The 22730-nt window shown below is 67.8% G+C and carries 18 protein-coding genes; 6 read left to right on the plus strand and 12 right to left on the minus strand.

The window, feature by feature from the left end; translation table 11 throughout:
• The first annotated feature begins 63 nt into the window (after window positions 1-63).
• From ACV7NO_RS11275 to ACV7NO_RS11290, 4 genes are all read left to right on the plus strand, one after another.
• Window positions 64-1380, plus strand: a complete 1317-nt coding sequence (locus tag ACV7NO_RS11275; RefSeq protein WP_463406087.1) for an amidase family protein — start codon at window positions 64-66, stop codon at window positions 1378-1380.
• A gap of 5 nt (window positions 1381-1385) precedes the next feature.
• Window positions 1386-2570: an acyl-CoA dehydrogenase family protein gene (locus tag ACV7NO_RS11280; RefSeq protein WP_463406088.1), complete on the plus strand. Its 1185-nt coding sequence runs from the start codon at window positions 1386-1388 to the stop codon at window positions 2568-2570.
• A 135-nt stretch (window positions 2571-2705) separates the two neighbouring features.
• Window positions 2706-3833 (plus strand): acyl-CoA dehydrogenase family protein, encoded by a 1128-nt coding sequence (locus ACV7NO_RS11285; protein ID WP_463406089.1) that lies wholly within the window; start codon window positions 2706-2708, stop codon window positions 3831-3833.
• 124 nt (window positions 3834-3957) lie between these two features.
• Window positions 3958-4836 (plus strand): acyl-CoA thioesterase, encoded by an 879-nt coding sequence (locus ACV7NO_RS11290; protein ID WP_463406090.1) that lies wholly within the window; start codon window positions 3958-3960, stop codon window positions 4834-4836.
• Between the two features lie 7 nt (window positions 4837-4843).
• On the opposite strand, the gene ACV7NO_RS11295 is transcribed toward ACV7NO_RS11290, so the two are convergent.
• The 6 genes from ACV7NO_RS11295 to ACV7NO_RS11320 all read right to left on the minus strand — a co-directional run bounded on the left by ACV7NO_RS11295 (window position 4844) and on the right by ACV7NO_RS11320 (window position 11271).
• On the minus strand, window positions 4844-5881 hold the full coding sequence (locus ACV7NO_RS11295) for a methyl-accepting chemotaxis protein (RefSeq protein WP_463406091.1): 1038 nt from the start codon (window positions 5879-5881) through the stop codon (window positions 4844-4846).
• 85 nt (window positions 5882-5966) lie between these two features.
• Complete coding sequence (locus tag ACV7NO_RS11300; RefSeq protein ID WP_463406092.1) at window positions 5967-6782, minus strand: SDR family NAD(P)-dependent oxidoreductase; 816 nt, start codon at window positions 6780-6782, stop codon at window positions 5967-5969.
• A gap of 92 nt (window positions 6783-6874) precedes the next feature.
• Entirely contained in the window at window positions 6875-7639 is a 765-nt protein-coding gene (locus ACV7NO_RS11305) for an SDR family NAD(P)-dependent oxidoreductase (protein ID WP_463406093.1), read from the minus strand.
• Between the two features lie 111 nt (window positions 7640-7750).
• A complete protein-coding gene (locus tag ACV7NO_RS11310; protein WP_463406094.1) occupies window positions 7751-8815 on the minus strand; it encodes a phosphotransferase family protein in 1065 nt (354 codons plus the stop codon).
• Complete coding sequence (locus ACV7NO_RS11315) at window positions 8812-9894, minus strand: Zn-dependent alcohol dehydrogenase (protein ID WP_463406095.1); 1083 nt, start codon at window positions 9892-9894, stop codon at window positions 8812-8814. The genes ACV7NO_RS11310 and ACV7NO_RS11315 overlap by 4 nt, the downstream gene beginning before the upstream one ends.
• A 93-nt stretch (window positions 9895-9987) precedes the next feature.
• The gene (locus ACV7NO_RS11320; RefSeq protein WP_463406096.1) at window positions 9988-11271 is read right to left on the minus strand and encodes an acyl-CoA dehydrogenase family protein; all 1284 of its coding nucleotides are present in this window, start codon (window positions 11269-11271) and stop codon (window positions 9988-9990) included.
• Window positions 11272-11427: 156 nt separating this feature from the next.
• On the opposite strand from ACV7NO_RS11320, the gene ACV7NO_RS11325 reads away from it, so the two are divergent.
• A complete protein-coding gene (locus tag ACV7NO_RS11325) occupies window positions 11428-12687 on the plus strand; it encodes a TetR/AcrR family transcriptional regulator (RefSeq protein WP_463406097.1) in 1260 nt (419 codons plus the stop codon).
• 18 nt (window positions 12688-12705) lie between these two features.
• Here ACV7NO_RS11325 and ACV7NO_RS11330 read toward each other — a convergent pair whose 3' ends face one another.
• From ACV7NO_RS11330 to ACV7NO_RS11350, 5 genes are all read right to left on the minus strand, one after another.
• Window positions 12706-13635 (minus strand): hypothetical protein, encoded by a 930-nt coding sequence (locus tag ACV7NO_RS11330; RefSeq protein WP_463406098.1) that lies wholly within the window; start codon window positions 13633-13635, stop codon window positions 12706-12708.
• 38 nt (window positions 13636-13673) lie between these two features.
• Complete coding sequence (locus ACV7NO_RS11335; RefSeq protein WP_463406099.1) at window positions 13674-14969, minus strand: spinster family MFS transporter; 1296 nt, start codon at window positions 14967-14969, stop codon at window positions 13674-13676.
• Window positions 14970-15096: 127 nt separating this feature from the next.
• On the minus strand, window positions 15097-17835 hold the full coding sequence (locus ACV7NO_RS11340; protein ID WP_463406100.1) for a TonB-dependent receptor: 2739 nt from the start codon (window positions 17833-17835) through the stop codon (window positions 15097-15099).
• A 178-nt stretch (window positions 17836-18013) separates the two neighbouring features.
• Window positions 18014-19081, minus strand: a complete 1068-nt coding sequence (locus ACV7NO_RS11345) for an acyl-CoA dehydrogenase family protein (RefSeq protein WP_463406101.1) — start codon at window positions 19079-19081, stop codon at window positions 18014-18016.
• 123 nt (window positions 19082-19204) lie between these two features.
• Entirely contained in the window at window positions 19205-20440 is a 1236-nt protein-coding gene (locus ACV7NO_RS11350; RefSeq protein WP_463406102.1) for an acyl-CoA dehydrogenase family protein, read from the minus strand.
• A gap of 128 nt (window positions 20441-20568) precedes the next feature.
• Here ACV7NO_RS11350 and ACV7NO_RS11355 point away from each other — a divergent pair, with 128 nt between their 5' ends.
• Window positions 20569-21783, plus strand: a complete 1215-nt coding sequence (locus ACV7NO_RS11355; RefSeq protein WP_463406103.1) for an MFS transporter — start codon at window positions 20569-20571, stop codon at window positions 21781-21783.
• Window positions 21784-21874: 91 nt separating this feature from the next.
• Here ACV7NO_RS11355 and ACV7NO_RS11360 read toward each other — a convergent pair whose 3' ends face one another.
• Entirely contained in the window at window positions 21875-22669 is a 795-nt protein-coding gene (locus ACV7NO_RS11360; RefSeq protein ID WP_463406104.1) for an SDR family NAD(P)-dependent oxidoreductase, read from the minus strand.
• Window positions 22670-22730 lie beyond the last annotated feature (61 nt).

Here is a 22730-nt window from a genome sequence, read left to right on the forward strand (position 1 = left end):
ATCCCGGCGCAGGCCGGGATCCACGTCTGCGCGCGCGCTCGCCGGGATGACGGAGGGACGGTCGTGACGGAGAAGACCGCGCTCGAAACCGCCGCTGCGATCCGCGCCGGCACCACCACCGCGCTGCGCGAAACCGAGGCCGCGATCGCACGGATCGAGGCGCGCGACGCCGCGCTCAACGCCGTCGTCGTCCGCGACTTCGATCGCGCGCGCAAGGCCGCGTCGGAGGTCGATCGCAAGCGCGCCGCGGGGTTCGACGGCGCGCTGCTCGGCGTGCCGATGACGGTGAAGGAGAGCTTCGACGTCGCCGGGCTGCCGACCACCTTCGGGTTCGAGGAGCATCGCGCGTTCGTCGCGAAGGCCGATGCGCTCGCGGTGCGCCGCCTCAAGGATGCGGGCGCGGTGATCCTCGGCAAGACCAACGTGCCGCCCGGGCTCGCCGACCTGCAATCGAACAACCCGGTCTATGGCCGCACGCTCAACGCGCTCGATCCGACACGGTCGGCTGGGGGCTCGTCGGGCGGGTCCGCGGTCGCGGTGGCGAGCGGGATGGTGCCACTGGAGATCGGTTCGGACATCGGCGGCTCGATCCGCGTCCCCGCCGCGTTCAACGGCGTGTGGGGGCACAAGCCGACCTGGGGCGTGCTGCCGACCGACGGCCACTTTTTCCCCGGCACCGATGGCGGGCCGGGTGTGCTCTCGGTCATCGGCCCGATCGCGCGCGACGCCAACGACGTCGCGGTCGCGCTCGACCTGATCGCGAAGCACCCGCTCGCCCCCGCGCCGCAGCGGATGCCGGGCGAATGGCGCATCCTCGTCCTCGAACGCCACCCGCTCGGCCCCATCCAGACCGCGATCGTGGACGCGGTCCGCGCTGTCGCCGCCGCGTTCGAGGCAGCCGGCGCGACGGTCGATCGCGAGAGCGACCTGCTCCCCGATCTCGCGCGCCAGCACGCCGATTACTGGGACCTGCTCAACATCGCGATGGCGCGCGGCGCGCCGGATGCCGAGGGCAAGCGCCCGACGCTCGGCCAGTGGATGGCGCTCCACGACAAGCAGGCGCGCAACCAGCGCGCCTGGGCGCGGCTGTTCGAGCAGTATGACGCAGTGATCGCGCCGGTGCTCGGCACAACCGCCTTCCGCCATGACGACGAACCGCTCGCGACGCGCCGGCTCGCGATCGACGGGGCAGACACGCAGTTCTTCCACCAGTTCGCCTATCCCGGCCTCGCCACCTTCCCGATGCTGCCCGCCACCTCAGTCCGCATCGGCACAGACGCGGACGGCCTGCCGATAGGCGCACAGGTGATCGCCGCCGCCTATCAGGACCACACCGCCATCGCCGTCGCCAAGGCGGCGCAGCTTCTCGTCACGGAGTGACCGACATGACCGACCTCGAAACCTTCCGCACCGAGACCCGCGCCTGGCTCGCGGCGAATTGCCCGCCCGAGATGCGCGAGCCCGTCCGCACCGAGAAGGACGCGGTATGGGGCGGGCGCGACCAGTCGATGCTCAGTCCTGCGCAAAAGGCGTGGATGGACGCGATGGGCGCGAAGGGATGGACGGTGCCCGATTGGCCGAAGGCCTATGGCGGCGGCGGGCTGTCCCCGGCCGAAACCAAGGTCCTGCGCGAGGAGATGGCCGCGATCCGCGCGCGCAATCCGCTCAACTCGTTCGGTATCTCGATGCTCGGGCCGGCGCTGCTCAAATACGGCACCGAGGAGCAGAAGCTCGAATATCTTCCGAAGATCGCGCGCGGCGAGATCCGCTGGTGCCAGGGCTATTCGGAGCCGAATGCCGGCTCCGACCTCGCCAGCCTCGCCACCAGCGCGGAGGATGCGGGCGATCACTACATCGTCAACGGGCAAAAGGTGTGGACCAGCTATGCCGACAAGGCGGACTGGATCTTCTGCCTCGTCCGCACCGACAAGACGACCAAGCAGGGCGGGATCAGCTTCGTACTGTTCGATATGGCCTCGCCCGGTGTCTCGACGAAGCCTATCCTGCTGATCTCGGGCTATTCGCCGTTCTGCGAGACGTTCTTCGACGATGTGAAGGTCCCCAAGTCGCAGCGCGTCCACGAGGAGAACAAGGGCTGGGACGTCGCGAAATACCTGCTCGGGCATGAGCGCGAGATGATCTCGGGCATGGGCCTCGGTTCGGGCGGCGGCAATCCGCTGATCGAGGGCGCGCTCGCGACGGTCGGCGTCGATCACGACGGCAAGCTGGCCGATCCGCTGCTCCGCGCACAGATCGCGCTGTTCGAGGTGCGTGCGAAGGCCTTCACCGCGCAGAGCGAGCGCTTCATCGACGAGCTGAAGGCCGGCCGCGCGCACCCTGCCCAGCCCTCGATGATGAAGTACTACGGCACCGAGCTGAACAAGTCGCGGCACGAGCTGGTCATGTCCGCAGGCGGCTCCGACGCGCTCGAATGGGAGAGCGACCGTTCGGAGGGCGGCGGCAAGCCCCGCGCCTGGCTCAGGACCAAGGCGAACTCGATCGAGGGCGGCACCAGCGAGGTTCAGCTCAACATCATCGCCAAGCGCATCCTGGAGTTGCCGGGCGCCTAGAGCTGATCCGCCCATCCTGAGGAGCCGCTGAGCGAAGTCGAAGCGGCATCTCGAAGGACCCGTGGTTCGAGACGGGCCTTCGCCAAGCTCAGTCCCTCCTCACCATGAGCGGACTGATACCATTCGGAGTTTGCAATGCCCCTCTATCTTGACGACGACCAGACGATGCTCCGCGACACCGCGCGCGACTTCGTCGGCGAACAGATGCCCGTCAGCCACATGCGCAGCCTGCGCGACACGGGCAACGCCGACGGGTTCAGCCGCGATCACTGGAAGCAGTTCGCCGAAATGGGCTTCACGGGCATCCTGATCGACGAGGACGAGGGCGGCCTGGGCCTCGGCCATGTCGAGGCGGGCGTGGTGCTCGAGGAGATCGGTCGCAACCTGTCGCCCTCCCCGTTCCTCGCCACCGCGGTCGCCGCGGTCGCCGCGTTGCAGGGCACCGCGCAGGCCGGGCGCTGGTTCCCCGGCATCCTGTCGGGCGACACCGTCGCCGCACTCGCGATCGACGAGGGCGCCAAGCACCGCTCCAGCGTCGCGATGAAGGCGGAGCGCTCGGGCAACGGCTTCAAGCTCACCGGCGCGAAGCAGTTCGTGACGCACGGCCATGTCGCGGACCTGCTGATCGTCGCCGCGCGCACCGCCGGCTCCGCCGACGATGCGGAAGGGGTGACGCTGTTCGCGGTTCCGAAGGACGCCGCGAACCTCACCGCCACCCCCGAGCGGCTCGCCGACGCCAGCCTCGCCGCGCGCATCCGCTTCGAGGGGGTCGAGGTGGACGCGGATGCGGTGATCGGCGAGGTCGATGCCGGCCGCGCCCCGCTTGACCGGCTGCTCCGGGCCGGCCGCACCGGCGCATCGGCGGAGCTGCTCGGCGTCGGCGGCGGCGCGATGGACCTGACCGTGGGCTATCTGAAGCAGCGCAAGCAGTTTGGCACGCTGATCGGGAGCTTCCAGGCGCTCCAGCATCGTGCCGCTCACCTCTACAGCGAAATGGAAGTCGCGCGCGCCGCCGTCCTGAAAGCGCAGCAACTACTCGACGCCGGCTCCGACAAGGCGGACGCCGCAGTGTCGGTCGCCAAGGCGATGACCGCGCTCGCGACGACGCTCAGCGTGCAGGAGGGCGTCCAGATGCACGGCGGCATCGGGATGACCGATGAATACGACATCGGCTTCTACATGAAGCGCGGCCGCGTGCTGGCGGAGATGTTCGGCGACGCGAACTTCCACGCCGATCGCCTGGCGACTGCGGCGGGTTACTGACCCTCCCGTCATTCCCGCGAAGGCGGGGATCCATCTCGTGTCGGACGATCATTTGCGACGGCTGCGGGATGTCGAACGCCCGGGAGATGGATCCCCGCCTTCGCGGGGATGACGGAGACTAGAAATGACTGTACCCCCCACCCCTTCCGCGCTCGTCGCCGATCTGATCGATCTCCTCGATGTCGAGGAGATCGACGTCGATCTCTATCGCGGCCGCCGCTCGACCGGCGGGGTCGGCCGCGTGTTCGGCGGACAGGTGATCGCGCAGGCGCTGCAAGCCGCGCAGCGCTCGACCGGGGCGGACAAGGTCGCGCATTCGCTCCACGCCTATTTCATGCGCGCGGGATCGGAGGATCACCCGATCGTCTACCGCGTGGTGCGCGATTTTGACGGCAAGAGCTTCGCCACCCGCCGCGTCGTGGCGCTTCAGCGCGGGCAGCCGATCCTGAACCTGGCCGCTTCGTTCCAGCTGCCCGAGGCCGGCTTCCGGCATCAGGACGCGATGCCCGACGTGCCCGATCCCGAGACGCTGCCGACCGAAGCCGAACTGCGCGCCAAGGCGAGCGAAAAAGTGGAGGAACGCTTCCGCCACCAACTGACGCGACCGCGTCCGATCGAGATCCGCCCCGTCTTTCCACGCCAGTGGTTCGATCCACAGCCGGCCGATCCGATCCAGCACAGCTGGTTCCGGCTCGTCGCGCCGATCGGCGACGATGCGGCGATTCACCGCGCCGTGGTCACCTATGCCTCCGACATGGCGCTGCTCGGCACGTGCATGCTGCCGCACGGCGTCAACTGGACAACGCCGGGGTTCCAGACGGCGAGCCTCGATCACGCGATCTGGCTCCACGAGCCGCTGCGCGCCGACGAATGGCTGCTCTATACCACCGACAGTCCGTGGGCCGGGCACGGCCGCGGGTTCAACCGGGGCAAGATCTTCGCGCGCGACGGGCGGCTCGTCGCCAGCGTCGCGCAGGAAGGGCTGATCCGCCAGCGCGGATGACGGCCGGTCAGGGCGTACCGATCATCCGTCGCGCCAGCGTGGTCGCGTTGCGCGTGTCCTCGGCCAGTTTCTTCACCTCCTGCGCCACCACCGCGAAGCCGCGCCCGGCATCGCCGGCGCGCGCCGCCTCGATCGTGGCGTTGAGCGCGAGCAGATTGGTCTGCGCGGCGATCTGCGCGATCGTATCGACCACCCCGCCCAGCGTCCCGATCAGCGTCTCGATCTCCTGCCGTCGCGTGTCCGCCTCGCCGCGAAACGCCATGCTCTCGTCGAGCCGCCGCGCCACCTCGCGCTGGAGACGGACTTCGTCGGTGACGTCGGTAGCGAATTTGACGACCTTGTACGGGTGCCCGTCGACATCGCAGATCGGCGTGTAGGTCGCCTGGATCCACACCGCGCGACCGTCCGAGGCGAACCGCTCGAACCGCCCGCTCTGAAAATGTCCCTCGGCCAGCGCACCCCAGAATCGACGATATTCAGCACCGTTCGCCACGGTGCGCGCGCACAGCACCGAATGGTGTCGCCCCACCAGATCCGCCCAGCGATAATCGAACAGCCGCAGGAAGACGTCGTTCACCGCCAGGATTCCACCCTGCAGGTCAAATTCGATCACGGCCTGCGACGTCTCGATCGCGGACAGCTTGCACTCCGCTTCCCGCGCGGCGGCGCGTTCCGCGGTCACGTCGCTGGCGAGCTTGAGGATCTGGCATGGTCGGCCGTCGGAACCGACGATCGGGGTATAGGTCGCCTGCAGCTGCACCGTCCGGCCGTCGCTCGAGACCCGGGTATACTCGCCAGAGTCGAAGGCGCCCTGCCGCAGCTTGGCCCAGAACCGCGCATAGTCCGCAGAGTCCGCATAGGCCGGCCTGCAGAAGATGCGGTGGTGCCGCCCGATCACCTCCTCGCGCCGATACCCCATCGTATCGAGAAAATTGTCGTTCGCCCATGCGATCGTGCCATCGGGTTCGAACGCGATCGCGAGTTGCGAACGATCGATTGCAGTCCACAACGCGCCTTCGCGCGCGATCCCGTCGTTCCTGGTCATGCGCACTCTCTAACCATCTCCGATATGGAGATAATCAATCAAGGTTAAGCAGCGGATAACGAAGGAATGAGCGGTACTTTAATTTCTACACCGCCGTCCGGCCATAGTCCTGCTTCGTCACCGGATGGCTCGACGACAGCCCGCCATCGACCGCGATCGCCTGCCCGTTGACATAGCTGGCGTCGTCCGAGGCGAGGAACAGCGCGACCTTGGCGAGCTCGTCCGGCTGCGCGCCGCGCCGCAACGGGTTGAGCCGACCGACCCGATCGATCTTGTTCGCCTCGCGCGCATAGTCGAAGGTCGGCTTGGTCATGCCCGTCTCGGTCAGGCCGGGGCAGATCGCGTTGACCCGCACGTTCGATCCCGACAGCTGCTGCGCGGATACCTGCGCCAGGTTGATGACGCCCGCCTTCGATGCCGAATAGGCGGGCGATCCTGCGCCCGATCGGATCCCCGCGACGCTGGCGGTCAGCACGATCGCACCCCCCCTGCCATTCTGCGCACCCCGCTCCGCGATCCGCGGCGCGGCATGCTTGATCGCCAGGTACGGCCCGATCAGGTTCACGCGCAGCACTTCGGTGATGAGTGCGACGTCGGTATCGAAGATGTTCGCCATCCCGCCCGAGATCCCGGCATTGGCGAACATCACGTCGAGGCCGCCGAACCGCTCGCACGACAGCGCGACGGTGCGCGCCACGTCGTCCTCCGATCCCGCGTCCATGCGGATCGCTTCCGCCACGCCGCCCGCATCGGCGATCATCCGCGCGGTTTCGTCCGCGCCCTCGCTGATGTCCGCGACGACGACCCGCCCGCCCTCTGCCGCGAACAGCAGCGCCGCGGCGCGGCCGATGCCCGAGCCCGCGCCGGTGACGATGATCGATCGATCGGTAAAACGTGCCACGATGGTCTCCGTATCGAGGAAAGGGTCAAGGTCCGTTCCGGCAATGCGCCCAAGGCCCGTTTCGGCGGTGCCGGCACCGCCGAAATTGGCTCTCAGATCGTCACGCCGCCGTCGACGACGATCGTCTGCCCGGTCATGTAGCTGCTCGCCGGCGACGCCAGGAACGCGACCGCGCCCGCGATCTCGTGCGGCTGGCCGATCCGGCGCAGCGGGGTGGAGGCGAAGCGCGCCTCCGCACCCGCCTCGTCCTCCCACAGCGCACGCGCGAAATCGGTCTTGATGAGCCCCGGCGCGATGCAGTTCACGCGCACGCCATGCGGGCCGAACTCGTGCGCCAGGTTGCGCGCCAGCTGCATGTCCGCCGCCTTGCTGATACAATAGGCACCGATCACGGTCGATCCGCGCAGCCCCCCGATCGACGAGACGATGATGATCGATCCCTCCCCGCGTTCCTTCATCTCGGGCGCGACCATCTGGATCAGCCAGTGGTTCGACAGGATGTTGTTGTCGAGGATCTTGCGGAACTGCCCGTCCGCGATCCCTTCCTGCGGACCGTAATAGGGGTTCGACGCCGCGTTGCAGACCAGCACGTCGATCCGCCCCAACTGCCGCCGCGTCTCGTCGATCAGCTGCTGGAGCCCCGCCTTGTCGGAGATGTTGGCTGGCACCGCGATCGCGGTCCCCTCGCCATGCGCCGCGTTGATCTCGGCTGCGACCGCGTCGCACGCATCCGCCTTTCGGCTCGAGATGACGACCTTCGCGCCCTGCGCCGCCAGCTCGAACGCGCTGGCCTTGCCGATTCCGCGCGTCGATCCGGTGATGACGGCGACCTTCCCGGCCATTGTGAACAGCGACATGTTGCACCCCTTCCGCTTGCGGGAAGGGCCGGGGGAGGGCCTGTCCGACAAGTTGTTGATCGTCCGGGAGGACACGCCCTCCCTGCCCCCTCCCACAAGCGCGGGGAGAAACTACGCCCCCGCCTTCACCGCGAACTCCCATGCCTTGTCCGCCAGCATCGGCACGCGTGCGGCCATCACCTTCGCCTGCGGGCTCGAAGCGGTGCCGATCAGCGCGCGCTTCTTGATCCCCTGCAGGATCCCGGTCAGCCGGAAGAAGTTGTACGCGAAATACCAGTCGAGATCGGGCAGCCCGTCGCGACCGGTCGCGGCGCAATAGCGCGCGACCACCGCCTCCATCGTCGGGATTCCGCTGTCGCCGCCGGCGATGTCGCCGATCGAGGCGCGCCCGTCCGACGGCGTCGTCCAGCTCATCAGGAAGTACGAGAAGTCCGCCAGCGGATCGCCCAGCGTCGACAGCTCCCAGTCCAGCACCGCGAGGACCTGCGGCCCCTCGTTGGCGAAGATCATGTTGTCGATCCGGTAGTCGCCATGCACCACCGACGTCCGCGTCTGTTCGGGCACCGTCCGCGCGAGCCAGTCGATCAGCCGCTCCACCTGCGGCATGTGCTCGGTTTCGGCCGCCCTGTACTGTTTGGTCCAGCGCGCGACCTGGCGCGCGAAATAATTCCCCGGCCGCCCGAACTCCGACAACCCCGCCGCCGCGACGTCGACACCGTGGAGCGCCGCCAGCGTATCCGTCATCGCATCGTAATAGGCGGTGCGCTCCGCAGGCGTCCGCTCGGGCAGCGACCCGTCCCAGATCGTCCGCCCCTCCACCATCTCCATCACATAGAAGTCGGATCCGAGCACGCCCGGATCCTGGCAAAGCCCGTATGGCCGCGGCACCGGGAACCCGGTCGGGTGCAGCCCCGCGATCACGGTATATTCGCGGTCCACCGCATGTGCGGACGGCAGCAGTTCGCCGAACGGCTTGCGGCGCAGCACATAGCTACGCGCCGGCGTCGTCAGCTTGTAGGTGGGGTTCGATTGTCCGCCCGCGAACTTGGCATAGGTCAGCGGCCCCGCGAACCCGTCGACGTTCGCCGCCATCCAGGCGGAGAGCGCGACGTCGTCGAGCCGGTCCTTCTCCGCGACTTCGACCGTGCCGGTCATCGTCTGATCCGCGTCGCTCATTTGAACACGATCACGCTGCGCGTCGTGTCCCCCTTGCGGAGTTCGTCGAACGCCTTGTTGATCTTCTTGAGCGGCAGCCGGTCCGCGATGATCGTGTCGAGATCGAGCAGCCCGCGCTGGTAGAAATCGACCAGCCGCGGAATATCGACCGGGAAGCGGTTCCCCCCCATCAGTCCCCCCTGGAGTTTCTTCCCGGACAGCAGGTCCCCCGCGGACAGCGCGACCCCCTCGTCGCGCGGCATCATCCCCAGGATCGTCGCGGTGCCGCCGCGGCGCAACACCTTCACGGTCGTCGCGGCGGATTGCGCGCGTCCGACAGCCTCGATCGCGTGATGGACGCCGCCGCCCGAGATCTCGACGATCTCCTCCACCGCGGTGACGCTCGCCGAATCGACGCTGTGCGTCGCGCCCAGCTTCATCGCCACCGCGCGCTTCTCCGCGACCGGATCGACCGCGATGATCTTGCCCGCACCCGCGATCTTCGCCGCGTTCACCGCCGCCAGCCCGATTCCGCCGCAGCCGACGACGCACACCGTCTCGCCCGGCGTCACGTCGTTGACGTTGAACACCGCCCCCGCCCCCGTCGTCACCGCGCATCCGATCAGCGCGGCGCGGTCGAGTGGCATGTCCCGGTCGATCGCCACGCAGGCATGCTCGTGGACCAGCATCATCTCGGCATAGGCGCTCAGGTTCAGCATCTGCGCCACCGGCTTGCCGTCCAGCGTCAGCCGCGGCTTCGCCCCCTTCGAGCGCCGCGTCGACGTCGCGAGGCACAGCGCCATCCGCCCGGTCACGCAGAACTCGCAATGCCCGCAGAACGCCGAGAGACAGGTGACGACATGGTCGCCCACCTTCACCATCCGCACCTCGTCACCCACCGCTTCGACGATGCCCGCCGCCTCATGCCCCGGAATCGTCGGCAACGGATGCGGGTAGACGCCATCGATGAAGTGCAGGTCCGACCGGCACACGCCGACCGCCCTGGTGCGGATCAGCACCTCGTGCGCGGCGGGCTTGGCGACCGCCACCTCGGCGATCTCCAGCGGCGTTCCGGTCTCGAAGAGGACGGCGGCTTTCATCTTCAGTCTTTCGTCATCCGGGCGAAGGCCGGGATCGTTGGCCGGCTATGCGACGCTTTCGAGCGGGCCCCGGCTTCCGCCGGAGCGACGGATCTAGCGCGACACCCCGATATCGCCCGACGAGACGGTATCGGCCTTCCAGTCGCCGTATTTCCCGAACTCGTTGCGCGCGATCGCCCGGTTGTGGACCTCGTCGGGGCCGTCCGCGAAGCGCAGCGTGCGCATCGCCGCCCAGGCATGCGCCAGCGGGAAGTCGTCGGACACGCCGCCACCACCATGCGCCTGGATCGCGTCGTCGAGGATCTGGAGCGCCATGTTCGGCGCCGCGACCTTCACCATCGCGATCTCGAGCTGGGCGGACTTGTTGCCCGCCTTGTCCATCATGTCGGCCGCCTTCAGGCACAGCAGCCGCGTCATCTCGATGTCGATCCGCGCCTTGGCGATCCGCTGTTCCCAGATCGAATGGTCCGCGATCCGCTTGCCGAACGCCACGCGGCTCAGCAGCCGCTTGGCCATCGCCTCGATCGCGGTTTCCGCCACGCCGATCGTGCGCATGCAGTGGTGGATCCGCCCCGGCCCCAGCCGCCCCTGCGCGATCTCGAACCCGCGGCCCTCGCCCAGCAGCACGTTCTCCACCGGCACGCGGACATTGTCGAGCTTGACTACGCCGTGCCCGTGCGGCGCATGGTCATAGCCATAGACCGACAGCATCCGCTCGACCGTCACGCCGGGCGTGTCCATCGGCACAAGCACCTGGCTCTGCTGCGTATGCCGCGACGATTGCGGATTGGTCTTGCCCATCACGATCGCGATCTTGCACCGCGGATCGCCGACCCCCGACGACCACCATTTGCGGCCGTTGATGACATAGTGATCGCCGTCGCGGACCATCGACGTCTCGATGTTGGTCGCGTCGGACGAGGCGACCGCGGGCTCGGTCATCAGGAACGCGGAGCGGATCTCCCCTTCCATCAGCGGCTTGAGCCACCGGTCCTTCTGCTCGCGCGTACCGTAACGATGAAACACCTCCATGTTGCCCGTGTCGGGCGCGGAGCAGTTGAACGTCTCCGACGCCCACGGCACGCGCCCCATCTCCTCGGCGCACAGCGCGTATTCGAGGTTGGTGAGCTGCGTCCCCTCGAACTCGAAGCTGTCGTCGACATGCGTCTGGCCCGAATGCGGCGGCATGAAAAAATTCCACAGCCCCTGCGCCTTGGCCTTCGCCTTCATGTCCTCCAGGATCGGGATCACCTTCCAGCGATCGCCCTCGTGATGCTGCCGGTCGAACTCGGCCTGACGGGGGCGCAGTTCCTGGTCGATGAACGTCTTCACCCGATCCCGGAAAAACGTCTCGCGTTCGTTCAGCGTGAAGTCCATGCGACCCCTCCATACCCTATGTTCGAGGCGCCGCTTAAACCGTACCGCATCTTCGGACAAGTCGGGATCGCATCGGATCGGGGTCCGGTATCGTAGCGATGCGGAGACGCGTAAAAGGGACTGGTTCTTCGAAACGAAGATGTTACAGTCCCGTGCATGGGATCGTCGGGGGCGACTACGCTGGAGCGTAAAACGGGGCCGGAGCTGGAATCGGGAACGCGGCGCTTTCGTGAGAAGCGCGACGCGATCCTTGCGGCCGCCGCGGAGGCGATCAACGAACAGAGCGCGAAGGGCATGACGTTCGCCGACGTGGCGCAGCGTGTGGGGCTCAACACCACCAGCGTCACCTATTATTTCAAGCGCAAGGAGGATCTGGCGGCCTCGGCGTTCGAATACACGCTCGATTACCTGCTGCGGATGCTCGACGAGTCGATGGCGGAGGCGACGCCGGAGGCACGGGTGGGGCGCTATGTCGCGCTCAACATGGCACGGCTGGCGCGTATCGAGCTCGGCCAGGAGCGCCCGTTCGCGGTCCTGTCCGACCTGCGCGCCATGGAGGATCCGGTGCGCGCCCGGCTGATGGCGCGCTGGCGCGAGGTGTTCCGCCGCACGCGCGGACTGTGGGGCGCGACCCGTACGCGCGCCGCGACCGATCTCAATGGCGCGCGCGCGCATGTGCTGCTGGAAAACACCTTCTGGCTGCCCGTCTGGCTCAACCGCTACGAGGTGGACCAGTATCACCGCGTCGAGGCGAAGCTGATGGACGTGTTCCGCCACGGCCTCGCCGCACCCGGCGAGCGCTGGGCGCCGGAAGCAATCGATCTGACGCACGACGAGGCGGAGCCCGGCCGCGCCGCCTTCCTGCTCGCGGCGACACGCCTCATCAACGAACTCGGCTATCGCGGCACCTCGGTCCAGAAGATCGCGGCCGAGCTGAACGTGACGAAGGGCAGCTTCTACCATCATCTCGACGCCAAGGACGATCTCGTCATCGCCTGCTACAAGCGCAGCTTCGACACGATCGCGGATGCGCAGCGCCTCGCCGATGCGCGCGGCGGCACGCACTGGCATCGCCTCGAAAGCATCGTCGCGACCCTGCTCGAGGTCCAGTTCGAGGAGCGCTCGCCGCTGCTCCGCACAACCGCGCTCAGCGGCCTGCCCCACGGCGTCCGCCAGGCGATGGTCGATCGCTCGAACCGGATCGCGCGCCGCTATGCCGGCACGATGATGGACGGCATCGCGGAAGGCTCGTGCCGCCCCGTCGACGCGCTGATCGCCGCGCAGGCGCTGATGGCGCTGCTCAACGCCGCGTTCGACATGCGCAAATGGGCCGCCACCATGCCCCGCGACCGCGCGATCGGGCTCTACGCCTCGACGCTGTTGTTCGGCATGTTCGACGACCGGGCGCTGGGCTGACGCGCACGGCGCGCCACGTCAGAACGAGAAAGAGGTCATCACCAGAAGGCCGGTCTGGAGCGTTTCGCGATACCGGATCTCCGTTTCTCCTGTCGGCAGCCGCTCGTTGACACGGATGCCGTCACCTAGGACACGGGTGTTCGGATCGAAGACGACGCCGACGCCCAGATTGAAGCTTTGACCGCTCTGTTCGCGCCGTGCGCCGAACATGAGTCCCATCCCGATCGCATCAATGATGTTGTCCGATCCGGGCTGGACCGCAACGAACGGCCCGACGCCCCATCGCGCGGCCTTGGGATCCGCCACCTTGTAGTCGTCGACCGTGGCGCACGGATTCTTCAGGCCCAGGAAGTTCCAGGTGCACGGCGTGAAGAAGTAATGGGATTCGAGCATGATCCGGGCGCGGCCATTGTCCTTGTCGTCCGTTCGCACGATCCCGTTGACGACAGAGGCGCGACTGATCCGATCGATCTTCCCAAGGTCCATCGTGAACGACAGACCGACACCCAGATCGAGGCCACCGAAGGTCTGTCGCCCCTCCGCGCCTGTCTTTTGCGCGTCGGAGGCAGGTTTTCCCGTCGCCTTGTCCTCCTCAGCGGACTTCATCGGCGTCGGGCCGAATGTCGCCTGCGCCGCCGGCTTGACCGCGGCGACGGCGGGCACCGCCACCGGCAGCGCCGCGATCTCGGCATCGATCCGCGCCCGCTCTGCGGTCAGATCGGCTAGGCGCGACGCACGCCATTGATCCGCGAGCGCCTCGGTCCGGGCCGACTGCGCCTCCGCGCCGCTCGCACCGGCCAGGCACGTTGCCATGCCCGTTACCGCCAACATCATCCGTTTCATCGCTGCCCCCCGGTCCTCGACTACGGGGCTACGATGTGCCGAACCCGGTTCGGTTGCGAGGACAGTCGGCGCGGAAACGGCGTGGACGGATCGCAATCCGTCCATTCCCGATACAGTCGGTCAAATTGACGACGGATCCGCCTTCACGCCCGCTCCACCCGCCGCAGCAACACCCCCGCGCGCCAGTAATGGAAGATCGCGATCGGCGTCAGCGCGCCCACGCACAGCAGCGCGTAGCGCAGCGAATCCTCACCCGCGATCGGCGCCAGCACGTCGCTTAGCCAGCCGACCAGGAACGGCCCCATGCCCAGCCCGATCAGGTTGATGACGAACAGCGTGATCGCCGCCCAGGTGGCACGCAGCCGCAACGGCGCGAGATACTGGATCAGCGCGAAGCTCGGGCCCAGATACACGCCCGCGAACAGGTTGTTGACGAAATACGCCCCCAGCCCCAGCACCGGCGCGTCGACGAAGTAGAACGTTACCATGAAGGGAAGCGCGATCGCCTTCATGATCGCCACGACCCAGGCCTGCGCATGGATCCCGCGCGTCTTCGCCACCCGGTTCGCGATCTGTCCGCCGACGACCGCCGACAGCGACAGCGTGAGCGCCGCGGGCAGCGCGACGTAGCGCGAGACGTCGAGCATCGACATCCCCAGCGAGCGCTGCATGTAGCTCGGGCCCCAACCGGTCAGCGCATAGCCGATCAGCGAGGTAAGCGTCACGCCGGTCACCAGATGCACCGCCGCCCGGTTGCGCCACATCTGCGCGAAGCCCTGCCACACCGAGGGCATCGGCTCGCTGTCCGCCACGCGTTCGACGTCGGACAACCCGCGTCGCGGCTCGACGACGAAGAACCGGACGAGCAGCGCCAGCGCGACGCCCGGCAACCCGACCGTGAACATCGCCATACGCCACCCGTAATGATGCGCGACGACCCCGCCGATCAGCGTGCCGAACCCGCCGCCCAGCGTCACGCCCAGCGAATAGATCGCCATCGCGCCCGCGCGCTTTTCGGGCGGATACAGGTCCGCAATGATCGAGTGGCTCGGCGGGCTCGATCCCGCCTCGCCGATGCCCACGCCGATCCGCGCCAGCATCAGCTGGACGAAGTTCTGCGCGAGCCCGCACACCGCGGTCATCACGCTCCACGCGGCAAGGCTCGCCGCGATCACGTTGCGACGGCTCGTCCGGTCCGCCAGTCGCGCCACCGGGATGCCGAGCGTGGCGTAGAAGATGGCAAAGACGAGGCCGGAGAGCAGCCCGAGCTGGGTATCGCTCAGGTGCAGGTCCAGCTTGATCGCCTCAAGCAGGATCGCGAGGATCTGGCGATCCATATAGCTGCAGAAATAGGTGAGCGTCAGCAGGAGCAGCGTCAGCGAACGGCGCTTGAGCGCCAGCGTCTCGGCGATTTCGGGATGCGACTGGGCAAGCGACATGGGGTTACTCTTGTGGTTGCGACCGGTATCGGCACGTCTCGCGCGCGCCTTGCCCCCCTTGCCTTCGCGCCATGCCCCCATGACGAAAACGGGCCGGTGGGCAGCATGCCCCCCGGCCCGGATATTCTCAGAACCGCCCGCGCAGCGTCAGTCCATAGGTCCGCGGCTCCGCCAGGAATGCCGAGAAGATCTGCGTGGCGCCCGGATACAGCGTCCCCGGGAACACACCCGCCGCGCCCGGGCCATCGGCCTGGTACGGGGTGTTGAACGCCACCTGCGTGTAGTTGGTGTTGAGCAGGTTCTGCACCCAGCCCTCGATCGCCCAGCGCTGCTGCGCCCCGCGGATGCCGATGCGCGCGTTCATCAGGACGAAGCCGTCCTGCTTCTTCTGCGGGAACAGGTCGGAGCCGGTGTTGTAGTCGCTGGTCGAACGGACATCGACATAGGCCAGCCCGGACAGCCCGGAGCCGCCGAGCGACGGCGTCCACGACGCCGATGCGGTGACGGTCGAGACCGGTGCGTTGGACAGCTTCGCCGCCGGCAGCCGCCGCAGCGCCGGATCGAGCGGCAGACCCGACGACGAGCCGACGAGGTCGCTCCGATAATGCGTATCGGAATAGGTATAGCCCGCCGAAACCTGGAAATTGCGGACCGGGTTGATCGTCGCCTCCAGTTCCACGCCCTGCGAGATCACGCCGGCCCGGACGTCGCCGGGTGCGCACGCGCCGGTCGTCGCGCTGGTATCGCGATCGGCGCCCGCCAGCGACGTACCGCAGGAATTGACGTTCTGGACGAGGAAGACCGTGCCGTTGAAGGTGTTCAACTGGAAATTCTTGAACGCCTGCCGGAATGCGGCGACGTTCAGGCTGAATGCCCGGCTCGAATATTTCGCGCCGATCTCGAACGCGTTGTTGATCTCGGGCTCGAACTGGAGGTTGCCGGCATAGGCCTGCGCCCCGCCGCCCAGCGCGAACGGCAGGGTCGGGGCCTTGAGCGCCGAAGCGTCGAGGTTGAACCCGCCCGCCTTGTAGCCGCGCGCATAGCTGGCATAGACCAGCGTGTCGGGCGTCACCTTGTACGACAGGATGCCGGTGCCGGTGAACTCGTCCTCGTCGCGTCCGCCCGCAACCGACTGGCCGTTGAGTTCGGACGTCTGGTTGCCCTGGCAGCTCAGCCCGATCAGCCCGCCGGCGATCGCCGCCAGCCCGGCATTGCTCAGGAACGGTACAAGCGCCGCCTGCTGCGCCGGGCACACCGTGTTGTTGTTCGCGAACGTCGCGTTCAACCGCTTCTTCTCGTTGGTATAGCGAAGCCCCAGCGTCAGATCGAGGCCGCTGGCGATGTGCACGATGTTGTGCGTGAAGAACGCGTAGTTCTCGCTCTTCTGGCGATATTGCGAGCCGGTGTTGCCGACATTGGCCATCGCGTCCAGCCGGTCGAAGCCCGCCAGGATCGCGGGTGCGGCGGCGCCGAACGTCGCGGGGAACACCGCGTTGCGCGCGGTGGCGCTGAGACAGCCGACCTGCGTCGAATCCTGGAACGAGGCCAGCGCGCCCGAGGCGAGCAGCCGGCACGACGCGAACCGGCCATATTGCGATCCGAACTTCAGGTTCTCGCGCGTCGTCAACTCCTCGTTGCCGTAGAAGCCGCCGACCAGCCAGTCGAGATGATCGTTGAACAGCGATCCCTGCAGGCGAAGCTCCTGCGTGAACGTCTTGAACTGGCGTCGTCCGGCGTCGGGGCCGGGAGTGCGATAGATCAGGTCGACATAGCTGTAGTCGACGTCGCCGCCCTGCCAGTTGAAATAGTCGCGATACGCGGTGATCGACGTCAGCTTCGCGCCGCCGATGTCATAGTCGATCTGCCCGGACACGCCCCAGTCGCGCGTCTTCCCCTCGTACGAGCGGCCCGGCGTGACATACAGGTTGCGCGAATAGGGATTGCTGAACGCCGCCGCGGGCTGTCCCAGCCGGGTCAGCACCGGGATGATCGGATTTGCCGCAGGATTCAGGAGATTGGCGTTCGCGGGCGCGATCGTCTCGTCGATATAGGTCGCGCCGCAGCATGTCTCGTTGCGCCGCGTATAGTCGCCGATCAGCCGGACGCGCAGCGCGCTGGTCGGCTCGAACAGAAGCTGGCCGCGTACGAACACGCGATCGCGATCGTTGACGCGGACGTTGTTGGTCACGTCGTTGTAGAAGCCGTCGCGCTTCACATAGACGCCGTCGACCCGCGCAGCGAGCTTGTCGCCCAGCGGCAGGTTGACGTTGCCCGCCAGCCGCCAGAAATCGTAATTGCCGTACGTCACCTCGCCACCGGCCGACACCGCATTGAAATCGGGCATCTTGCTGATGATCGAGATGATGCCGGCCGACGCGTTGCGCCCGAACAGCGTGCCCTGCGGCCCGCGCAGCACCTCGACGCGCTCGATATCGCCCAGTTCGCTCAGGCCGATGCCCGACCGCGACCGATAGACGCCGTCGATGAACACCGCGACCGAGCTTTCGAGCCCCGGATTGTCCCCGACGGTGCCGATGCCGCGCAACCGCGCGGAGCCATTCGCCTCGTTGCCGGTCGACGACACGAGCAGCGACGGCGCGACTTGGCTCAGCTGGCGGATGTCGTTCGCGCCCGATCGCGCCAGGCTCTCGGCGTTCACCGCGGATACCGCCAGCGGCACATCCGCCAGCACCTGCGCGCGGCCCTGCGCGGTCACGACGATGTCGGCGGAATTGGTCCCGTCGCCGGCTTCGTCCTGCGGCGTGGCGGTCGCCGGGTCTGCACCGGGCGCGGTCTGCGCGAAGCTGGGCGTGGCCGCGATCAGCGCAGTGAGTGCGCAGGCGGCAAGGAACGTCGTCTTGGCCAATGTCTCTCTCCCCTACGGCCAGCTCCGCTGTCTCGCGAAATCCGTACCGTAAGCTCGAATAGACAGGGTGGAGAATGATACGTCAAGCGCGCAAAACGCAACGGGGCAGCCGATTGGTTGGCCGCCCCGCACAGATGGTTCCGAAACGGAAGGAACCCCGTCTTCGAAAAGGCGTATCTCAGTATCCGTTCAGCCGCGCGAAGCGCTCTCGGTGATAGGCGGCGTTCCCCCACATCGCCTCGAGCACCGCGGCACGCTTCATGTAGAGCCCCGCGTCATACTCGTCGGTCATGCCCACACCGCCGTGCAGCTGCACCATCTCGCGACTGACCAGCTTGAGCGTATCGCTCGACACCGCCTTCGCCAGACTGGCCGCCTGGTCGAGATCCGAACGCCCGGCATCGATCGCCTCCAGCGCGCCCTCGACCACGGAGCGCATCAGCTCCAGCTCGGTGAACATCTTCGCCATCCGGTGCTGCAGCGCCTGGAACGTCGACAGCACCTGCCCGAACTGGACACGCTGCTTGAGATAGTCGTTGGTCTGCGCGAACGCACTCTCCGCCATGCCCAGCATTTCGGCGCACGTGACGACGGTCGCGCGATCGACGATCGCCGCGGTCAGCTCCGCACCGCCCAACCGGTCGGCGGGTGCATTCGCGAACGCCACCTCGGCATGGCTGCGACTGTCCGCCATCCGGCGCGGCGACCGCGTCACCCCCTCGTCGCCCGTGACCAGATAGAGCCCGTCCGACGCCGCGACGACGAACACGTCGGCGCCGTCGCCTTCCGCGACGAACGCCTTCGTCCCCGACAGGCGACCATTCGACACCGTCGTCGCGCGTTGCGTCGGATCGTGGAGCGGCCCCTCGTCGATCGCCAGCGTCGCCACCGCCTCGCCGCTCGCCAGCCTGGGCAACCACGTGCGTTTCGCCGCATCCGACGCGCCCATCGCGATCGCGGTCGCGGCCACCGCGGTCGACGACAGCGGCGACACCGCCAGATTGCGTCCCAGCTGCTCGACGACGAGCCCCAGCGAGAGATAGCCGAACGCCGATCCGCCGAAGTCTTCCGGGATCACCACGCCCGCCCAGCCCATCTCGCCCACCGTCTTCCACGCCTCCGCATCGAAGCCCTTTTCGGGTGCGGCTTCGCGCAGCTTGCGAAAGGCCGAGACCGGCGATTCGTTGTCCGTCCATTCGCGCGCCATGTCGCGCAGCATCACCTGTTCTTCGTTGAGTACGGCCATTGCGAAATTCCTGTCTGCAATCCGGTCCTGGGACTTGCCGGGGAGGCGGAGGGTGTGTCCCCGCCTGCCTCGACCCGGCCTCTCCGAGGCGCGGGGCCCGTGTGGCCCCGTGCCTATCTGCTGTTATTGATGGTCGAGCATCCCCAGGATGCGCTTGGCGATCACGTTGTTCTGGATCTCGGTCGATCCGCCGTAGATCGACACCGCCTTGCCCCACAGCCACGTCCGCGTCTGCGCCAGTTCGGCGTCGGTAAAGCCCTCGCCTTCCCAGCCCAGCCCCGCCATCCCCATGATCTCGATGCTGAGTTCGGCGCGATCCTGCGTGATCCGTGCCCCCACATTCTTCATGATGCTGGTCGCCGCCGACGGCCCCTGGTTCGATTTCGCGTCGAGCGCGGCGCGGCGCAGCGTCAGCGCGAACGCGCGCTGGTCCATCTCGTGGCGCACGATCCGCATCCGGAGATCGCTGTCGGCGATACGCCCCTTGTCGTCGGTCCCACGATATTTCTTGGCGACGTCGCTGACCGCGTTGCCCGCCATCATCCGCCCCGCCGAGCCGCCGCCACCCGACAGCGAATTGCGCTCGTGCTGGAGGAGGCGCGTCCCGATCGTCCAGCCTTGCCCCTCCTGCCCGACGAGATTGTCCTTCGGCACCTTCACGTCCGCGAAGAACGTCTCGCAGAACGGCGACTGTCCGCTGATGAGGCGGATGGGCTTCGTTTCGACGCCCGGCGATGTCATGTCGATCAGCAGGAAGCTGATGCCCGCATGCTTCTGCGACTTGTCGGTGCGGACCAGCGCGAAGCACTTGTCCGCCCATTGCCCGCCCGAAGTCCACGTCTTCTGACCGTTGACGAGGTAGTGATCCCCCTTGTTCTCGGCGAACATCTGGAGCGACGCCAGATCGGAGCCAGCACCCGGTTCGGAATAGCCCTGGCACCAGCGGATCTCGCCGCGCGCGATCGGGGGGATATGCTCCTGCTTCTGCGCCTCGGAGCCATATTCGAGCAATGTCGGGCCGAACATCATCACGCCCATCCCGCCGATCGGATTCCACGCGCCAGCGCGCGCCATCTCCTCCTGAAGCACCCGCGCCTCGGCGCGGGACAGCCCGCCGCCGCCATACGCCGTCGGCCAGGTCGGCACGCCCCAGCCCTTTGCCCCCATCGCCTCGCGCCACGTCTTCTGGTCGGGCGTCTCCTCGGTCGGCCCCTCGATCGCCGACATCGCGTTGTCCGCGTTCTTCAGCGAGGCGGGAAAGTTCGCCGCCAGCCAGTCGCGCACGTCGGCGCGGAATGTTTCGAGCGTATCGGCAGCACTGCCTGGCTGAGGGGTGGCAAGTTCGGCGGCGGTCGCCATGACATGTCTCCGGAGAAAGCGATTCTGAAGATCGGGTATGGCGCGTGTTTCGCACGGATCGCCGCCGGATGCAAAGCCGAAGGATCGCGCCCTTCGACATGCGTCCACGATCGCGATATGCCCACCTCATGCTCCGCTTCGAGAACCGCGCCGTCCCGATCGTGCTCGCCGCGGTGACGATCGACGTCATCGGGTTCGGCATCGTGATGCCCGTGCTGCCCGCACTGGTGACGCATCTGGGGCATATGGACCTTGCCGCCGCGACCCGCGTGTCGGGCTGGATGCTCGCGATCTTCGCGGTCGCGCAGTTCTTCGCCGGCCCCGTCCTCGGCGCGCTGGGCGACCGGTTCGGGCGCCGCCCGGTGCTGATGCTGTCGATGGCGGCGTTCGCGCTCGATTATCTGCTGATGGCCGCCGCGCCGACGCTCGCCTGGCTGTTCGTCGGCCGCGCGATCGCAGGGATAGCAGGCGCCACCTTCGGCCCGGCCGGCGCAGTCATCGCGGACACCACCCCGCCGGAGAAGCGCGGCGCGGTGTTCGGGATGCTCGGCGCGGCGTTCGGGGTCGGCTTCATCATCGGCCCCGCGCTCGGCGGGCTGGTCGCCGGGTTCGGGACGCGCGCCCCGTTCATCGTCGCCGCCGCGCTCGCCGCGATCAATGCGGCGGCGATGTTCGCGCTGTTGCCCGAGACGCTTGCGCCCGAGAACCGCCGCGCGTTCCGGCTGCGCGACGCGCACGTCATCGGCGCGTTCCGCCCGCTGTTCGCTGCGGGCAACGCCGCGCCGCTGCTGGTCGCGTGGTTCCTCTGGCAGGTCGGCGGCGTCGTCTATCCCGCGACCTGGGCGTTCTGGGCCGCGATCCGCTTCGGCTGGGACGCGACCGCGATCGGCTGGAGCCTCGCCTGGGTCGGCTTCCTCAGCGTCGTCGTCCAGATGGGGCTGACGCAGCGCGTGATCGCAAGGCTCGGCGAGCGCGCCGCCGCGATCATCGGGCTCGCCTGCGCCGCAGCATGCCTGTTCGCCTATGCCGTCACGACGCAGGGGTGGCAGGTCTATGCCTTCTTCCTTGTCGGCTGTCTCGGCGCGTTCGCCTACCCTGCGATGAACGCCACACTCTCCCGCATGGTCGACGCCACCCGGCAGGGCGCGCTGCAGGGCGGGATCGGCAGCATGAACTCGGTCGCCGCGATCATCGGCCCGCTGGTCGCGGCGCAGTCGCTCGCGTGGGGCGCGCCGCGGGGGTTCGACGGCGCGGCCTTCGTGGTCGCAGGAACGCTGATGGCCGCGGCCGCGCTGATCGTCGCATTCGGCACGCCGCGTCAACCTGCGCCCGCCATCCCATAGTCCGTTCGTTGCGAGCGCAGTCGAGAAACGTGGCAGGAGCGTTTCGCCACGCTTCTCGACTGCGCTCGAAACACCCGGATGCTCGAAGACCCTATCCCTCGCGCCCCGGCCGCCGCGCGAGCCCGACGTCCAGATGCGCCCCCGCATCGACCAGCATCACCTCCCCCGTGATCGCGCGCATCGCCGGATCGAGCAGCGCGACGATCGGCCCCGCCACCTCCTCCGGCCCGGTCGCGAACCCCATCGGCACCGCACCCGCGATCCGCGCATTCAACTTCGCGAACCCCTCCTCGCCCAGCCGCTTTTCGAACCACCCGGTCCCGACATAGCCCGGCGCCACCGCGTTCACCCGGATCGCGGGCGCCAGCGCGCGCGCCAGGCTCTTCGTCATCGTCACCAGCGCGCCCTTCGACGCCGCGTACGCGACCGAGGATCCATGACCGAACACCCCCGCCACACTCGCGACGTTGACGACCGCACCGATGCCGCCTTCGCGCATCGCGGGCGCGCAGGCCCGGATCATCTGGAACGGCGCGATCGTGTTCAGCCGGTAGATGTCGACGAAATCCTCCGCGTCGAGCGCGTCGAGATCCTCGTGGTTCGCGAACTTCGTCCGCCCCGCATTGTTGACGAGGAAGTCGACGCGGCCGAACGCGTCGCGCGCGGCTTCCGCCAGCCGCCGGCACTGGGCGTCCTCGACGATGTCCGCCTGCACCGCGATCGCCCGGTCGCCCAGCTCGCCAACCAGCGCCTCGGCATCCTCGCGGCTCGACGCATAGTTGACGACGCAGCGCACCCCGCGCGCCGCCAGCTGGCGCACCACCGCCGCGCCGATCCCGGTGCCGCCCCCGGTCACGATCGCGACCGCATCCTCCATTCCCGCCATCGCCGACTCCTGCCTTGACGCGCAAAATCATTTTTCGAAGATCGCGTATGGCATTCGCCCC

The organism is Sphingomonas sp. Ell38C01 (genome assembly GCF_055231975.1).

Coding starts and splice junctions, on each gene's coding strand:
- ACV7NO_RS11280 (WP_463406088.1), top strand. CDS start 1,386: ATGACCGACCTCGAAACCTTCCGCACCGAGACCCGCGCCTGGCTCGCG.
- ACV7NO_RS11285 (WP_463406089.1), top strand. CDS start 2,706: ATGCCCCTCTATCTTGACGACGACCAGACGATGCTCCGCGACACCGCG.
- ACV7NO_RS11290 (WP_463406090.1), top strand. CDS start 3,958: ATGACTGTACCCCCCACCCCTTCCGCGCTCGTCGCCGATCTGATCGAT.
- ACV7NO_RS11295 (WP_463406091.1), bottom strand. CDS start 5,881: ATGACCAGGAACGACGGGATCGCGCGCGAAGGCGCGTTGTGGACTGCA.
- ACV7NO_RS11305 (WP_463406093.1), bottom strand. CDS start 7,639: ATGTCGCTGTTCACAATGGCCGGGAAGGTCGCCGTCATCACCGGATCG.
- ACV7NO_RS11310 (WP_463406094.1), bottom strand. CDS start 8,815: ATGAGCGACGCGGATCAGACGATGACCGGCACGGTCGAAGTCGCGGAG.
- ACV7NO_RS11315 (WP_463406095.1), bottom strand. CDS start 9,894: ATGAAAGCCGCCGTCCTCTTCGAGACCGGAACGCCGCTGGAGATCGCC.
- ACV7NO_RS11320 (WP_463406096.1), bottom strand. CDS start 11,271: ATGGACTTCACGCTGAACGAACGCGAGACGTTTTTCCGGGATCGGGTG.
- ACV7NO_RS11325 (WP_463406097.1), top strand. CDS start 11,428: ATGGGATCGTCGGGGGCGACTACGCTGGAGCGTAAAACGGGGCCGGAG.
- ACV7NO_RS11330 (WP_463406098.1), bottom strand. CDS start 13,635: ATGGACGGATTGCGATCCGTCCACGCCGTTTCCGCGCCGACTGTCCTC.
- ACV7NO_RS11335 (WP_463406099.1), bottom strand. CDS start 14,969: ATGTCGCTTGCCCAGTCGCATCCCGAAATCGCCGAGACGCTGGCGCTC.
- ACV7NO_RS11345 (WP_463406101.1), bottom strand. CDS start 19,081: ATGGCCGTACTCAACGAAGAACAGGTGATGCTGCGCGACATGGCGCGC.
- ACV7NO_RS11350 (WP_463406102.1), bottom strand. CDS start 20,440: ATGGCGACCGCCGCCGAACTTGCCACCCCTCAGCCAGGCAGTGCTGCC.
- ACV7NO_RS11355 (WP_463406103.1), top strand. CDS start 20,569: ATGCTCCGCTTCGAGAACCGCGCCGTCCCGATCGTGCTCGCCGCGGTG.
- ACV7NO_RS11360 (WP_463406104.1), bottom strand. CDS start 22,669: ATGGCGGGAATGGAGGATGCGGTCGCGATCGTGACCGGGGGCGGCACC.